This is a genomic window from Burkholderia sp. BCC1047 (genome assembly GCF_902833155.1).
GTDB classification, from domain to species: domain Bacteria; phylum Pseudomonadota; class Gammaproteobacteria; order Burkholderiales; family Burkholderiaceae; genus Burkholderia; species Burkholderia sola.
Window position 1 is genome coordinate 18567 of record NZ_CADFEH010000004.1, and the last position, 15955, is coordinate 34521.

Below are 15955 nucleotides of genomic sequence, written 5' to 3' on the forward strand. Positions count from 1 at the left end.
GAATGGCTGCAATCAAAACTTCCCTCCCGCGCCGCAAGTTCGACGTCGTGATCGTCGGCGCAGGCGGCTCCGGCTTGCGCGCAGCGCTGCAACTGTCGCGCGCGGGCCTGTCGGTCGGCGTGCTGTCGAAGGTGTTCCCGACGCGTTCGCACACGGTGGCCGCGCAAGGCGGGATCGGCGCGTCGCTCGGCAACATGAGCGAAGACAACTGGCACTTCCACTTCTACGACACGATCAAGGGCTCGGACTGGCTCGGCGACCAGGACGCGATCGAGTTCATGTGCCGTGAAGCGCCGAACGTCGTGTACGAACTCGAACACTTCGGCATGCCGTTCGACCGCAACGCGGACGGCACGATCTACCAGCGCCCGTTCGGCGGCCACACCGCGAACTACGGCGAGAAGCCGGTCCAGCGCGCTTGCGCGGCCGCCGACCGTACCGGTCACGCGCTGCTGCACACGCTGTACCAGCAGAACGTCGAGGCGAAGACGCAGTTCTTCGTCGAATGGATGGCGCTCGACCTGATCCGCGACGCGGACGGCGACGTGCTCGGCGTGACGGCCCTCGAGATGGAGACGGGCGACGTCTACATCATGGAAGGCAAGACGACGCTGTTCGCGACGGGCGGCGCAGGCCGGATCTTCGCGGCGTCGACGAACGCGTTCATCAACACCGGCGACGGCCTCGGCATGGCAGCCCGCTCGGGCGTCGCGCTGCAGGACATGGAGTTCTGGCAGTTCCACCCGACCGGCGTCGCCGGCGCGGGCGTGCTGATCACCGAAGGCGTGCGCGGCGAAGGCGGTATCCTGCGCAACGCGAACGGCGAGCGCTTCATGGAGCGCTACGCGCCGACGCTGAAGGATCTGGCGCCGCGCGATTTCGTGTCGCGTTCGATGGACCAGGAAATCAAGGAAGGTCGCGGCGTCGGTCCGAACAAGGATCACGTGCTGCTCGACCTGTCGCACATCGGCGCCGAGACGATCATGAAGCGTCTGCCGTCGATCCGCGAAATCGCGCTGAAGTTCGCGAACGTCGACGCGATCAAGGAACCGATCCCGGTCGTCCCGACGATCCACTACCAGATGGGCGGCATCCCGACCAACATCCACGGTCAGGTCGTCGGCACGTCGCGCGATCACAAGGAACCGATCAACGGCTTCTACGCAGTGGGCGAATGCTCGTGCGTGTCGGTGCACGGTGCGAACCGTCTCGGCACGAACTCGCTGCTGGATCTCGTGGTGTTCGGCCGTGCGGCCGGCAACCACATCGTTCAGCACGTGAAGAACCAGAAGGAACACAAGCCGCTGCCGGCCGATGCGGGTGAGTTCTCGCTGGCGCGCCTGAACAAGCTCGACACGTCGAGCTCGGGCGAGTACACGCAGGACGTCGCGAACGACATCCGCGCAACGATGCAGAAGCACGCAGGCGTGTTCCGCACGTCGGCGCTGCTGAAGGAAGGCGTGGACCAGATGGCCGGCCTGAAGGCGCGCGTGGAAAACATCCACCTGAAGGACAAGTCGAAGGTGTTCAACACCGCGCGCGTCGAAGCGCTCGAGCTGGAGAACCTGATCGAAGTGGCCCGCGCGACGATGGTGTCGGCGGAAGCGCGCAAGGAAAGCCGCGGCGCGCACGCGCACAGCGACTACGAACACCGCGACGACGACAACTGGCTGCGCCACACGCTGTGGTACAGCGAAGGCGATCGCCTCGACTACAAGCCGGTTCAAATGAAGCCGCTGACGGTCGAATCCGTGCCGCCGAAGCCGCGCACGTTCTAAGCCGAGTCAAAGGAATCCGAAATGGCAAAACGCATTTTTGAAGTCTACCGCTACGATCCGGACAAGGACGCAGCGCCGCGCATGCAGACGTACGAGCTCGATATCCAGCATGAGCGCATGCTGCTCGACGCGCTGGTCAAGCTGAAGGCACTGGACGAGACGCTGTCGTTCCGCCGTTCGTGCCGCGAAGGCGTGTGCGGTTCGGACGCGATGAACATCAACGGCAAGAACGGTCTCGCGTGCCTGACGAACCTGAACGACCTGCCGCAGAAGATCGTGCTGCGTCCGCTGCCGGGCCTGCCCGTCGTGCGCGACCTGATCGTCGACATGACGCACTTCTTCAACCAGTACCACTCGATCAAGCCGTACCTGATCAACGACGCGCCGCCGCCGGAGAAGGAACGCCTCCAGTCGCCGGAAGAGCGCGACGAGCTCGACGGCGTGTACGAGTGCATTCTGTGCGCGAGCTGCTCGACGTCGTGCCCGAGCTTCTGGTGGAACCCGGACAAGTTCGTCGGCCCGGCCGGCCTGCTGCAGGCTTACCGCTTCATCGCGGACAGCCGCGACACCGCCACCGGCGAGCGCCTCGACAATCTGGAAGACCCGTACCGTCTGTTCCGTTGCCACACGATCATGAACTGCGTCGACGTTTGCCCGAAGGGCCTGAACCCGACGAAGGCGATCGGCAAGATCAAGGAACTGATGGTTCGCCGCGCGGTTTAAAGTCGAGATGAGCGACGATTCGCATCAATCCGACCCTCACCGCCGCGCGCGCCTGCGCTGGCGCGCGCGGCGGGGTCTGCTGGAGAACGACATCGTATTCGAGCGTTTCTTCAGCCGATACGAGCATGACCTCACCGATGCAGACGTAGGCGCGTTGTCGCGCCTGCTCGATCTGAGCGACAACGACCTGATGGACTTGCTCCTCGCGCGCAAGGAACCAGAGGGCGACCTAGACAGCCCGGAGATTCACCGGCTGTTGGAGATGCTGCGCAACGTGTAACGCCGAGGTGTAACGCGTTGTGCCCGTTATCGAATCCCGTTTCTTTATTTCGATTGAGGATGTGCCATGACTCCGTCTGATGTTAAAGCCACGCTATCGTTCAGCGACAACTCGCCGAGCGTCGAAATGCCGATCTACAAGGGCACGATGGGCCCGGACGTAATCGACATCCGCAAGCTGTACGGCCAGACCGGCAAGTTCACGTACGACCCGGGCTTCATGTCGACGGCAGCTTGTAATTCGGCGATCACGTACATCGACGGCGACAAGGGCGAGCTGCTGTATCGCGGTTACCCGATCGACAACCTCGCGCAAAACGCCGACTTCCTCGAAAGCTGCTACCTGCTGCTGAAGGGCGAACTGCCGAACGCGGCGCAGAAGAAGGAGTTCGTCGACACCGTCACGAAGCACACGATGGTGCACGAGCAGATGCACTTCTTCTTCCGCGGCTTCCGTCGCGACGCGCACCCGATGGCGGTGCTGGTCGCGGCCGTCGGCGCGCTGTCGGCGTTCTATCACGACTCGCTCGACATCAACGACCCGCGTCACCGCGAAGTGTCGGCGATCCGCATGATCGCGAAGCTGCCGACGCTCGTCGCGATGGCGTACAAGTTCAGCATCGGCCAGCCGTTCGTCTATCCGAAGAACGAACTGTCGTACAGCGCGAACTTCATGCACATGATGTTCTCGAACCCGTGCGAAGAGTACAAGGTCAACGACGTGCTGGTCCGCGCACTCGACCGCATCCTGATCCTGCACGCCGATCACGAGCAGAACGCATCGACGTCGACGGTCCGCCTGGCCGGCTCGTCGGGCGCGAACCCGTTCGCGTGTATCGCCGCCGGTATCGCGTGTCTGTGGGGCCCGGCGCACGGTGGTGCGAACGAAGCCGCGCTGAACATGCTCGAGCAGATCGGTTCGCCGGACAACATCCCCGAATTCATCAAGCAGGTGAAGGACAAGAATTCGGGCGTGAAGCTGATGGGCTTCGGTCACCGCGTGTACAAGAACTACGACCCGCGTGCGAAGCTGATGCGCGAAACCTGCTACGAAGTGCTGAACGAACTGGGCCTGCACGACGACCCGCTGTTCAAGCTCGCGATGCAGCTCGAGAAGATCGCGCTGGAAGACGAATACTTCGTGTCGCGCAAGCTGTACCCGAACGTCGACTTCTACTCGGGTATCGTTCAGCGCGCGCTGGGCATCCCGACGTCGATGTTCACGTGTATCTTCGCGATGGCACGTACGGTCGGCTGGATCGCGCAGTGGAACGAAATGATTGCGGATCCGGAGCAGAAGATCGGCCGTCCGCGTCAGCTGTTCATCGGCGACACGCCGCGCGAAGCGAAGCCGCTCAACGCACGTTGAACCGTGCGCGGCGCGAACGGCCGTCAGGCCGCTCGCGTCCGGCAATCGCAATGCCACGACACCCCGGTGGGTCATCCCGCCGGGGTGTTTTCATTTGTGCGGCCGACGCTGGCGCGAGGTAAGCGCTCGATGCACACCGTCCGTTCATGAGCGTGCAACACGGGCAATCTGATTCCCATCGGATGTGCAATGGGATTGACATCCTCCGCTGCCTTCGGGCAGGGAGGATGTCAAGGTCATGCTTTACGCTCCCAACGTTCGTTGCCGATTGGCTAAAGGCGTTCTTACCATTCGCGCCGAATGCCGGTCTTTACGATGTGCGCGTCATAGTCGGCTTCGGAACTGAGCTGGGCTCTAAGGGCATTGTAATAGTCAGGAGCCTGAACACCATGGACCTGATGCTGGCTACCATTTGGCGCCTGATAATATGGGTTCATTCCGGGCCGATCCGGCACGGCGACGGCCTGCGGATATACCGGCTGACGCGCGGCTAATTCCCGATCAACTTGACGAGCGGTGTGCGCATGCGATTGCGGGACGTAAACGCCACGAAACTCTGACGGCGGAATACTGCGACGGGTGTCTTCGTACGGAGTTGCATATGCCGCTGGGGCACTGGCGTGCGCTGTCACCATGAAAGTATTCTGCATCCGATGGTAGGCCTGCGATTGCCCCTGCGGTGACAAACTTGTTGTTCGTTGATCCCTCGCCATCATCCCGAGAATCTGCTCAGGCGTCATACCGTACTCCTTCGCTGCCTCAAAGTCTTTACGTTGTTCGGGACTCAACGAGCGAAGCAGCTCTTCCGTCGAGGGCGCGCGTGTTTCAGTATCCAGTGGGCCGTATCCATGGCGCTCGAGCGCGACGGACAGCGCCCCATGCGCAGAGTTTTCCACAGCCATGCGCGCGGCGCGCGCCCTCTGTTGAGGATCCGAGCTACCGTGTATCCGGGTAACGTCGATATCGCTCCGCGCCACTTGACCGTCGTGTGATTGATTAAATGCAATGTGCTGATCTCGCATCTGGTCTTGAGAAAGGATACCGTGTCGCCTTACGCTGCTATAGGTGCCGGCAAACGCGGGATTAGTCGTCGTTGGCGCGGAAGATGGACGCCCGTTGAATGCCGGCGGCATCCCATGGATAGGCGGCTGCGTGTGAGAGGCGGGCCCAGTCCCCGACCCTGCCCCCGAGCCGGGCGCTGGGTACGGTTCATGAAAATCAGTCGTGTAAGCGCTGTTGCCGTACGTAACTCGAGACAAGTTGTTGCTGCTCGTCATGTGGTTTCTCCGGTTAACACAAGGTGTAGTGCCGATATTAATGATGTACGGCGACCCGGAAGCCTCACTCACGCGCAATAAAAGCATGAAACGCGAACCGGAGAACGCTTCAATCCGGAAGCGGTAATTGACCGGGAGGAGTGCAACTAAAGATTGCGCCTGTGAAGGCATTCTTCCGCCTGCGCGACGAGTTCGGCCGGCGCGAGCAGAACCTCTGGCAGCAGATGCGCGCTGATCGCGCGCGAAGTCGAATCGAAGGTGCGGGCGCCATTTGGCTCGCACTCGTCGGGATCGAGGCCGTTCAGGCGTGCGGTGCCGATCAGGCCATACGCGATCCGGCACGGCGCTCCAGCGACGGCGGCCGCGTGTCGAGCGCGGGCGCATCGTCGTCGGGCGCGTGGCCGTGCTGCTTGAAGAACTGCCGGTACGCGCCGGGCGTCATGCCGTGCGCGGCGAGGAACTGGCGGTTGAAGTTCGCGGCATTCGCAATGCCGCAGCGCGCGGCGACCGTCGCGATCGGCCAGTCGGTGCCGACGAGATGGCGGCACGCGTGCGCGAGCCGCAGCCGTTGCACGTAGCGGCCGACGCTTTCGCCGAGATGACGCGCGAACAGCCGCTGCAGCGTGCGTTCGGACAGGTGCGCGACGGCCGCGAGCGCGTCGATGCGCAGCGGTTCGTGGAACTGCCGGTCGATCGCGTCGAGCACGCGATCGAGGCGTTCGGCGCCGGGTGCGGTGGAGTCGACCGAGGACGTGGCTGCGTCGGGGCGATCGTAGGCCTGCGCGGTGGCGAGCGGTTCGCCGCCGGCTTCCGCGAGATCGGCAAGCGTGTCGAGCGTGGCCGCGAGCCGTACGCGCGGCGACGGATCGAGCAACCGCGGCAGCCGCGCGCGCATCGCACGGGCCGTCTCCACGTCGAAGCGCAGGCCCGGCGCCGCGCGCCGCAGCAGCGAGCGCAGCGGCGCGTATTCGGGGCAGCAGTCGGCCAGCCGCCGTACCCAGTCCCCGTCGAACCAGACGACGAGCGCGACCTCGGGCGCGCCGCGATCGATGCGCGCGTTCGACGACCACGTATGCGGCAGGTTCGGCGGCACGAGCACGAGATCGTCATCCGCGTAGCGCGCGACGTGATCGCCGATGAAGCGCTGGCCGCGGCTGTTGAGCGTCAGCGTCAGTTCGTACTCGGGATGGCGATGCCACTCGAACGGAATGCGCGCGAGCTGACGGTGATACACGCGGATCGAACAGCCGGACGCGAACGTCACATGCTCGTATTGCGGTTTCATCGCAGCCTCCGGAAGGGGTGGGCAGCGCGCCGTGGCATGATCGTGAGCGATCTTCACGACGGAGCGATGCCATGTTTTCACATGTTTGCGTGGGCGTCGGCGATACGGCGCGCGCCTACGATTTCTACGCGCCGTTGTTCGCCGAACTCGGGTTGCGCGTCAAATTCCACGAACCGGACGGCTGGTCGGGCTGGATGCCGGCCGACGCCGACCGGCCGCTGTTCTTCTTCGGCAAGCCGCTCGACGGACGCGCGCCCGAACCGGGGAACGGCCACACGATCGCGTTCGATGCGCCGACCCGCGATCACGTCGATCGCTGCCATGCGCTCGCGCTTCAGCACGGCGGCGCCTGCGAAGGGCCGCCTGGCCTCCGACCGCACTATCACCGCGACTACTACGGCGCGTATTTCCGGGACCCGGACGGCAACAAGCTGTGCGTGGTCTGCCATCGTCCCGAGTAACGCACGGTTGTCAGGATTGTATCGATTGTTGGCTGGATAGTGTCGATGATGGCCGTGCGGCGGCCGTACGCTGAGTGCTCATCAAAACGCGATTCAGCGAGGAGACAAGCGATGCACCTGACGATTGACGATCTGCCGGCCGCGATCCGCACGGCGAAACGGGCGCTGCGCGCCGACTTGCCCGGCTACGCGGCCACGTTCCGCGAAGTGGAGGGCGACATCGCGCGGCAGGTCGACGCGATCCGCCGCGCGCACGCGCATGGCGATGACGTGATTCCGGTCGTGCCGTTCGCGGATGTCGCGGGCGGGACCGTCGATCCGCTTGCGGTTGCCGCGATCCGCACGCACGGCGCGGTCGTGATCCGCGGCGTGTTCGATGCGCGGCAGGCACGCGACTGGAACGACGAGATCGGCGCGTATCTGGATGCGAACCGTTTCACCGAGCGGCTGCATGCGCGCGCGGAAGACCGCTATTTCGGCAACCTCGCGTCGGGCAAGCCGCAGATCTACGGCGTCTACTGGTCGAAGCCGCAGGTGGCCGCGCGCCAGTCGCCGGCGCTCACGCAGGCGCGGGTGTTCCTGAACCGCCTGTGGCAGCATGCGGACGGTACGCACACGCATTTCGATCCCGACCAGGTGCCCGCCTACGCGGACCGGATTCGTCGCCGACCGCCCGGCTCGGCGTCGCTCGGGCTGTCGCCGCACGTCGACGGCGGCTCCGTCGAGCGCTGGCTCGGCGCGAATTTCCGCCAGGTTTATCGCCACGTGCTGGCCGGCCGCTGGCGCGATTACGATCCGTTCGATGCGGCGTTCCGCCCCGACGTCGAGGAGATTCCGTCGCCGGCCGTGTGTTCGATGTTCCGCACGTTCCAGGGCTGGACCGCGCTGACGCCGCAGGGGCCCGGCGACGGCACGCTGCAGCTGATCCCGGTCGCGAACGCGATGGCCTATGTCGTGCTGCGCGCGCTGCAGGACGACGTCGCCGACGACGACCTGTGCGGCGCGCGTCCCGGCCGCGCGCTGTCGATCCGCCCCGAATGGCACGCGCTGCTGCTCGACGCACTGGTGCCGATCCCGCACATGGAACCGGGCGACGCGGTGTTCTGGCACGGCGACGTCGTGCATGCGGTCGAGGACGCGCATCGCGGCAGCGGCGACAGCAACGTGATGTACATCGCGGCTGCGCCCGGCTGCGCGAAGAACGATGCGTACCTGCAGCGGCAGCGGCTCGCGTTCCTGCGTGGCGACAGCCCGCCCGATTTCCCGGCCGACCATTTCGAGGTCGATTTCGACGGCCGTGCGGGGGAGGGCGATCTCACGGCGCTCGGCCGTGCGCAGATGGGATTCGAGCCCGGCGCGTAACGCGCGGGCGGTGGGCGAAACGGCCATTCGCGAGACGGCGGGCGGCCCGTCTGCCGAATCCGCTGCATGGTGCGCGCAATTCGACGCAATCGGCTGTCGGCGCCGCCGAAATCGACGCGAATTGCGCAAATTGGCTTCCGATAATGGTCCGGACACAACGCCGCCGGCCCGTGCACCGCACGGAGGCGGCGCAGATCATGGAGGAGTCGATGCAATTCACGCAAGCGATCGTTCGCCGTCCCGCGCCGTCCTGCGGCGCGGGCCTGACCACCGCCGAACTCGGCGCACCCGATTACGACAAGACGCTCACGCAGTTCCATGCATACTGCGACGCGCTACGCATGCTCGGCGTCGAACTGACCGAATTGCCGCCGCTCGATGCGTTTCCCGATTCGCATTTCGTCGAGGACGTCGCGGTCGTCACGCCGGAATTCGCGGTGATCACGCGCCCCGGCGCGCCCGCGCGGCGCGGCGAGACCGCGCACATCGAAGCGGCGCTGCGCGTGCATCGCGAACTGCTGCCGATGCAGCAGGGCCGCCTCGACGGCGGCGACGTGATGCTGGTCGGCAAGCGCTTCTTCATCGGCCTGACGAGCCGTACCGACAGGGAAGGCATCGCCGCATTCGAGTCGCTGGTGTCGCGCTACGGCTACTCGGTCGTCGCGGTGCCGGTCGGCGCCGGCCTGCACCTGAAATCGGTCGTCAACGCGCTCGGCGACGACACGCTGCTCGTGACCGACGCGCTGGCCGCGCATCCGGCGTTCGCCGACTATCGCCGGATCGCGATCCCGGCCGCCGACGAATACGCGGGCAACACGCTGCGCGTGAACGGCACGCTCATCACGCCGGCCGGTTATCCGCGCGTGCATGACGCGATCGCGTCGCTCGGCATGCCGCTGCACGTGATCGACACGAGCGAGTTCCGCAAGATGGACGGCGGCCTGACCTGCCTGTCGCTGCGGTTCTAGCCGATTGGCGCGCGGCGGCTTCGGCCGGATAATGTGGCCCCGCGCGGAACGGCAGACGTTCCGCGCATGAGCCACGACCCGACCGGAGCGAACGCGGATGACCGACAAGAAGATGCAGCTCGACAAGATCGATCTCCGGATCCTCGACATCCTGCGTACCGACGGACGGATTTCCTACCGGAAGCTGTCGGAGCTCGTGAATCTCACGCCGCGGCCGTGCCAGGCGCGCGTGGAGCGGCTCGAGGCGCTCGGCGTGATCGAAGGGTACCGCGCGGTGATCAAGGCGCCGCGCGCGACCAAGCCGATCGTCGTGATCGCGCAGATCGTGCTGGCCGATCACGGGCGTTCGCAAGCGCCGTTCGAAGAGGAAATGCGCGCGAATCCGGCCGTGCTCGATTGCTGGCTGGTGAGCGGCACGTTCGATTTTCTCGTGCGGCTCGCGTGCGAGGATCTCGACGAGTACCGGCGGATCGCGAACGCGTGGCTGGAAAGCCCGCGGTTCCGGATCGAGAAGATCGTGACGACGGCCGAACTGCAGTCGATCAAGCGCAGCGTTGCGTGATGCGACCGGCCCGGCAGGGCCGGTTTCGACGCGAATGACCGAATCAATCGATTTGCATTCCGAATTGAATCGGCTGGCCGGTTCACAATCAAGGGGAACACCATGGATGCGATGCAAGCGGCGACGGACACGGCCGCATCGTCCGGGACGACGCTGAAGCGCCGTCTGCAGGGCCGCCACATCGCGATGATCGCGATCGGCGGGTCGATCGGCACGGGGCTGTTCGTCGCGTCGGGCGCGTCGGTCGCGCAGGCGGGGCCGGGCGGGGCGATCGCCGCGTATATCGCGATCGGGATCATGGTCTACTTCGTCGTGACCGGGCTCGGCGAGATGGCCGCGCTGATGCCGGTATCGGGCTCGTTCGCGATCTACGGCGAGAAGTACGTCGACGAAGGCTTCGGCGTCGCGCTCGGCTGGACCTACTGGTACAGCTGGGCGGTGACGATCGCGATCGAGCTGGTCGCCGCGCAGATCGTGATGCGCTACTGGTTTCCGTCGGTGCCGGGCGTGTGGTGGGGCGCGGGCTTCCTCGTGCTGATCTTCCTGCTCAATACGCTGTCGGTGCGCGGCTTCGGCGAATCGGAATACTGGTTCTCGCTGATCAAGGTCGTCACCGTGATCGCGTTCATCGCGGCCGGGCTGCTGATCGCGGCCGGCGTGCTGGGCGGCGGGCATACCGGCACCGGGCATCCGGTCGGCTGGCGCAACTTCACGACCGGCGACGCGCCGTTCGTCGGCGGTGTGCACGCGATGATGAGCGTCGCGCTGATCGCGGGCTTCTCGTTTCTCGGCACCGAGCTGGTCGGCATCACGGCCGGCGAATCGGAGAACCCGCGCAAGACGATTCCGCGCGCGGTGAAGCAGATCTTCTGGCGGATCATGCTGTTCTACGTGCTCGCGATCTTCGTGATCGGCCTGCTCGTGCCGTACACCGATCCGAACCTGCTGAAGAGCGACGTGACCGACATCGGCGTGAGCCCGTTCACGCTCGTGTTCAGCCACGCGGGATTCCCGCTCGCGGCCGGTGCGATGAATCTGGTGATCCTGACGGCCGTGCTGTCGGCCGGCAATTCCGGGACCTATGCGGCGACGCGGATGCTGTACAACCTCGCCTCGGAAGGGCGCGCGCCGGCCGTGTTCGCGACGCTGTCGCCGGGCGGCGTGCCGCGCAACGCGCTGTACGCGACGATGGCCGTCGGCGGGTTGTGCTTCCTCACGTCGTTGACCAACAACCAGCGCATCTATCTGTGGCTGCTGAATACGGTCGGCATCACCGGCTTCATCGCGTGGCTCGGCATCGCGGTCTGCCATTACCGGTTCCGCAGGGGATTCCTGAAGCAGGGTTATCGACTCGATCAACTGCCGTATCGCGCGAAATGGTTTCCGTTCGGGCCGGTGTTCGCGGTCGCGGTCTGCATCGTGATTTCGCTCGGCCAGGATTACCAGGCGTTCTTCGCGGCGCGCATCGACTGGATGGAAGTGTTGTCGATCTACGTATGGATTCCGCTGTTCGTCGCGATCTGGTGGACGTATCGCCGCGCGCGCAAAAGCCGGCTCGTGCGCTACGAGGAGATGGACATCGGGCCGTGGCTCACGCGCTCGGTGGAAGCCGTCGACGCGGCCGCCGCGCAGCACGGGCAGCCGCGCTGATCCTGCGTGAAATCCGCCCGTGCGCGCACGTTCCGCGGTACGTGCCGGGCCGTTACTTGTCCAGCTCCGGATAGTGCCGGAAGATCCCCATGTCGTTGAACGGGATGCGGCGTTCCGACTCCAGGTAGCGCGCGACGGGCGGATGCCGCGCGACGCGATCGTGTAGCGCGACGAGCGCCGCGACCTTGCGCTCCGCGCGCTTCATCGCTTTCGGGAACGCATAGCGCAGGCCCTCGATCAACTGGAACATCGTCAGGTCCGCGTAGCTCAGCGCGCTGCCCGCGATATAGCCGCGCTTGTGCGGGTTCTGTTCGAGCACGCGATCGAAGTAGCCGAGGAATTTCGGCAGCCGGTTCTCGAGGAAATCGGCCGCGCGCTCGGCCGCTTCCGCTTGCTGGTCCTCGTAGTACAGGCCACTGCCGATCGGATGGTGCGTGTCGTGGATCTCGGTGATGAAATCGGCGGCGGTCAGCTGGATCTGATGGACCCACAGCCGGCCGGCTTCGTCGTCGGGCGCGAGCCCGAGCCGCGCGCCGAGAAACAGCAGGATGTTCGCGGTCTGCCCGACGACCACGTCGCCCGCCTTCAGGAACGGCGGCGCGAACGGCACGCATTCGGCCTTCGCGCTGTCCATCATGCGCATCATGGCCGACACGCCCATCCCGCGCCCCGATTCGCGCGCGACGTCGACGTAATCGGCTTCGGCCGCTTCGAGCGCGAGCCGCACATATTCGCCGCGGCCCTGGATTTCAGGCCAGTAATAGAGTTCGTACCGCATGCAAGGCTCCTGTCTGGTCGATGCGCCGGGACGCACGCATCGCGATGGCGGGAAGGGCGGCCGCGCGCCGCCCGTTGCGAATAGATAGTCTATGAGATCGAGTGCGAAATGCCAGTGGCGCCTGTACGGTTCGCATGGCTTGATTCGGAAATGAGCGTTTCCTATAATGGCGCATGGCTACGAAAATTGCAGCGAACGTGGGCAGGCCGCGAGAATTCGATATGGAGGAAGCGCTGGACGGCTTCGTCCGCGTCTTTCGCGAGCGTGGCTATCACGCGACTTCGATCGGCGATCTGTCCCGGGAGACGGGGCTCACCGCCGGCAGTCTTTACAAAGCCTTTGCCGACAAGAACGCCATATTCGTCGCCGCGTTGAACCGGTACATCGATCGGCGCGTCAGCGAGCTCAACACGATCCTTGCCGATGAAAAAAACGGACGGGACAAGGTGCGAGCACTCCTGCGCTTTTACGCGGACGTCTCGCATGGAGACGAGGGTCGAAAGGGCTGTCTGGTCGTCGGCGGCGCCATCGTTCTGAGTACGCTGGATAGCGAGATCGCCGGCATCGTCCACAAATCGATGCAGAGAATCGAGCGTCTTCTTCGCGATTTGATCAAGCAAGGGCAGGCCGATGGATCCGTCGATGCCGCGCTGAACGCGCAAGCCACGTCGAGTTGTCTGTTTGCCATGGTGCAGGGGCTTCGAGTGGTGGGGAAGCTCGGCCAGAGCCGGAGCGACATGTCGATGCTGGTTGACGAGGCAATGCGGCTGCTCGACTGAGGTTTGTGCGTTACCCGAGAGGTGACGCGATGTGAAGCAACACGCGAAACCGCGCGTGCGCGTGATCCGGTCTCGCCGAATTAGGAAATTAATATTTCCGAACGAAAGTGCTCCCGCTGCTCGGGGGCCCTCATCCAGCACAGTCGATTCTGTAGAGAGGACGAACTTATGTACCAGCATCAATCCGCCACGGATGCTTCGCCCGTCGAGGCCGCGCCCTATTGTCGGGAAGACCCGCGGCTCAGCGGCTTTCGTCATCGGTTCGATACGGTAGACGGGGTGCGCCTTCATTTCGTCGAAGGAGGCCGCGCCGACGGCGAGACCATCGTCCTGCTCGCCGGCTTTCCGGAAAGCTGGTACGCGTGGCGGAGAGTCATGCCGCTTCTCGCGGACGAATTCAGGATCGTGGCGCCGGATCTTCCCGGACAAGGCGATTCGGACCGTCCACTCGTCGGTTACGACACGCAGACCGTCGCGGCAACGCTTGCGCGCCTGCTGGAGCAGCAAAATATCGCGCGCTTTTACCTGGCCGCTCACGACGTCGGGGCGTGGGTCGCCTATCCGTTTGCCGCGATGTATCCCGATGCGGTGAAGCGATTGGCGTTGCTCGACGCGGGGATACCCGGCATCACGCTGCCCGCCGCACTGCCGATCGAGCCCGGCAACGCATGGCGCACGTGGCACTTCGCATTTCATACCGTCGCCGACCTGCCGGAGACGTTGATTGCCGGCAAGGAGCGCGCGTATCTCGATTGGTTCTTGCGTCGCAAGGCTGCCAATCCCGAGTCGTTCTCCGACGCGGACGTCGACGAGTATCTCCGGGTGTTCACCCGGGACGGCGGGTTGCGAGCGGGGCTGGCCTTCTACCGGGCCGTGTCGGCGTCGTCGGCTCAGAACCGCACGCTGCAGGCGCTGGGGAAGCTGAAGATGCCCGTGCTCGCTGTCAGTGCGGATCAGGGGTCCATACGCGACATGGCGGGGCCGCTCGGACATGTGGCGGAAGATGTGACGGCCGCGACGATCGCGTATAGCGGGCATTTCATTCCCGAGGAACAACCGCAGGCGCTGGCGCGCGAGCTGCGCAATTTCTTCCGGTAGCACGCCGCCGCAAGTCGCCGCGCTTGCCGGGTAATGCTTATCCGGGTATCGCGTGTACCACCCAACTCACTGTTTTTATTCACTTTTTTCGTTATCGTGGTACTCCATGGGCCGATTTTGCGTGGCATAATCGACCGCATCCGCAAGGCTTGTAGTCACAACGACCCCGCATACCCATGGCACAGACTCTCTACGACAAACTGTGGAACACCCACGTGGTCCACACCGAGGAAGACGGCACGACCCTGCTCTACATCGACCGTCAGCTGCTGCATGAAGTCACGAGCCCGCAAGCGTTCGAAGGGCTGAAGATCGCGCAGCGTCCGGTGTGGCGCATCAGCGCGAACCTGGCCGTGTCGGACCACAACGTGCCGACGACGGACCGCAGCCACGGCATTGCCGATCCCGTCTCGAAGCTGCAGGTCGACACGCTCGACGCGAACTGCGACGCGTTCGGCATCACGCAGTTCAAGATGAACGACGTGCGCCAGGGCATCGTCCATATCATCGGGCCGGAGCAGGGCGCGACGCTGCCGGGCATGACGATCGTGTGCGGCGATTCGCATACGTCGACGCACGGCGCGTTCGGCGCGCTCGCGCACGGCATCGGCACGTCGGAAGTCGAGCACGTGCTCGCGACGCAGACGCTGCTGCAGAAGAAGAGCAAGAACATGCTCGTGAAGGTCGAGGGCGCGTTGCCGCGCGGCTGTACCGCGAAGGACATCGTGCTCGCGATCATCGGCAAGATCGGCACGGCCGGCGGCACGGGCTACGCGATCGAATTCGGCGGCTCGACCATTCGCGCGCTGACGATGGAAGGCCGCATGACCGTTTGCAACATGGCGATCGAGGCCGGCGCGCGCGCCGGCATGGTCGCGGTGGACGACACGACGATCGATTATCTGAAGGGCCGTCCGTTCGTGCCGACCGGCGCGGAATGGGATCAGGCCGTCGAATACTGGCGCCAGTTCAAGTCGGACGACGGCGCGCAATTCGACCGCGTGGTCGAGCTGAACGCCGCCGACATCGTTCCTCAGGTCACGTGGGGCACGTCGCCGGAAATGGTCACGTCGATCGACGGTCGCGTGCCCGATCCCGAGCGCGAGAAGGATCCGGTCAAGCGCGACGCGATGGAGCGCGCGCTGGCGTACATGGCGCTCGAGCCGAACACGCCGATCGAATCGATCAAGGTCGACAAGATCTTCATCGGCTCGTGCACGAACGCGCGCATCGAGGACATCCGCGCGGCTGCGTACGTCGTGAAGAAGCTGAACCGCCGCGTCGCGTCGAACGTGCGGCTCGCGATGGTCGTGCCGGGCTCGGGCCTCGTGAAGGCGCAGGCCGAGCGCGAAGGGCTCGACAAGGTGTTCACCGATGCGGGCTTCGAATGGCGCGAGCCGGGCTGCTCGATGTGCCTCGCGATGAACGCCGACCGGCTCGAGCCGGGCGAGCGCTGCGCGTCGACGTCGAACCGCAACTTCGAAGGGCGGCAGGGCGCGGGCGGTCGCACGCACCTCGTGAGCCCCGCGATGGCGGCGGCCGCGGCCATCGAAGGTCACTTCGTCGACATTCGCCAGCTGGGGTAA

The 15955-nt window shown here is 65.0% G+C and carries 15 protein-coding genes; 12 read left to right on the top strand and 3 right to left on the bottom strand.

The genetic code is table 11. From position 1 onward, the window contains the following. Positions 1-2: 2 nt before the first annotated feature. The 4 genes from sdhA to gltA all read left to right on the top strand — a co-directional run bounded on the left by sdhA (position 3) and on the right by gltA (position 4149). On the top strand, positions 3-1778 hold the full coding sequence (gene sdhA, locus HWX55_RS06155; RefSeq protein WP_050011292.1) for a succinate dehydrogenase flavoprotein subunit: 1776 nt from the start codon (positions 3-5) through the stop codon (positions 1776-1778). Between the two features lie 21 nt (positions 1779-1799). Further along, positions 1800-2501: a succinate dehydrogenase iron-sulfur subunit gene (locus HWX55_RS06160; protein ID WP_059237255.1), complete on the top strand. Its 702-nt coding sequence runs from the start codon at positions 1800-1802 to the stop codon at positions 2499-2501. A gap of 7 nt (positions 2502-2508) precedes the next feature. After that, positions 2509-2781, top strand: a complete 273-nt coding sequence (locus HWX55_RS06165; protein ID WP_050011290.1) for a succinate dehydrogenase assembly factor 2 — start codon at positions 2509-2511, stop codon at positions 2779-2781. Between the two features lie 66 nt (positions 2782-2847). Then, a complete protein-coding gene (gene gltA / locus HWX55_RS06170) occupies positions 2848-4149 on the top strand; it encodes a citrate synthase (RefSeq protein WP_050011289.1) in 1302 nt (433 codons plus the stop codon). Between the two features lie 284 nt (positions 4150-4433). Here the strand turns inward: gltA and HWX55_RS06175 are convergent, their stop codons facing one another. Further along, on the bottom strand, positions 4434-5171 hold the full coding sequence (locus HWX55_RS06175; RefSeq protein WP_175974782.1) for a hypothetical protein: 738 nt from the start codon (positions 5169-5171) through the stop codon (positions 4434-4436). A 574-nt stretch (positions 5172-5745) separates the two neighbouring features. After that, positions 5746-6711, bottom strand: a complete 966-nt coding sequence (locus tag HWX55_RS06180; RefSeq protein WP_175974784.1) for an AraC family transcriptional regulator — start codon at positions 6709-6711, stop codon at positions 5746-5748. A gap of 71 nt (positions 6712-6782) precedes the next feature. Here HWX55_RS06180 and HWX55_RS06185 point away from each other — a divergent pair, with 71 nt between their 5' ends. From HWX55_RS06185 to HWX55_RS06205, 5 genes are all read left to right on the top strand, one after another. Beyond that, a complete protein-coding gene (locus HWX55_RS06185) occupies positions 6783-7172 on the top strand; it encodes a VOC family protein (RefSeq protein ID WP_050011286.1) in 390 nt (129 codons plus the stop codon). 111 nt (positions 7173-7283) lie between these two features. Beyond that, positions 7284-8534 (top strand): DUF1479 domain-containing protein, encoded by a 1251-nt coding sequence (locus HWX55_RS06190; RefSeq protein WP_175974786.1) that lies wholly within the window; start codon positions 7284-7286, stop codon positions 8532-8534. Positions 8535-8743: 209 nt separating this feature from the next. After that, positions 8744-9502: an arginine deiminase family protein gene (locus tag HWX55_RS06195; protein WP_175974788.1), complete on the top strand. Its 759-nt coding sequence runs from the start codon at positions 8744-8746 to the stop codon at positions 9500-9502. Between the two features lie 97 nt (positions 9503-9599). Next, positions 9600-10064: an Lrp/AsnC family transcriptional regulator gene (locus HWX55_RS06200; RefSeq protein ID WP_050011284.1), complete on the top strand. Its 465-nt coding sequence runs from the start codon at positions 9600-9602 to the stop codon at positions 10062-10064. Positions 10065-10166: 102 nt separating this feature from the next. Beyond that, positions 10167-11714 carry an amino acid permease gene (locus tag HWX55_RS06205; protein WP_175974790.1) on the top strand — a complete coding sequence of 516 codons (1548 nt, stop codon included), beginning with the start codon at positions 10167-10169 and terminating at the stop codon, positions 11712-11714. A 52-nt stretch (positions 11715-11766) separates the two neighbouring features. Here the strand turns inward: HWX55_RS06205 and HWX55_RS06210 are convergent, their stop codons facing one another. Beyond that, entirely contained in the window at positions 11767-12492 is a 726-nt protein-coding gene (locus tag HWX55_RS06210; RefSeq protein ID WP_175974792.1) for a glutathione S-transferase, read from the bottom strand. Positions 12493-12665: 173 nt separating this feature from the next. Between HWX55_RS06210 and HWX55_RS06215 the strand changes: the two genes are divergently transcribed. The 3 genes from HWX55_RS06215 (at position 12666) to leuC (ending at position 15955) form a co-directional block, all read left to right on the top strand. After that, complete coding sequence (locus HWX55_RS06215) at positions 12666-13271, top strand: TetR/AcrR family transcriptional regulator (RefSeq protein WP_175974793.1); 606 nt, start codon at positions 12666-12668, stop codon at positions 13269-13271. 168 nt (positions 13272-13439) lie between these two features. Further along, positions 13440-14369 (top strand): alpha/beta hydrolase, encoded by a 930-nt coding sequence (locus HWX55_RS06220; RefSeq protein WP_175974795.1) that lies wholly within the window; start codon positions 13440-13442, stop codon positions 14367-14369. A gap of 176 nt (positions 14370-14545) precedes the next feature. Next, positions 14546-15955, top strand: coding sequence for a 3-isopropylmalate dehydratase large subunit (leuC, locus tag HWX55_RS06225; RefSeq protein WP_175974797.1), 1410 nt, complete (start codon positions 14546-14548; stop codon positions 15953-15955).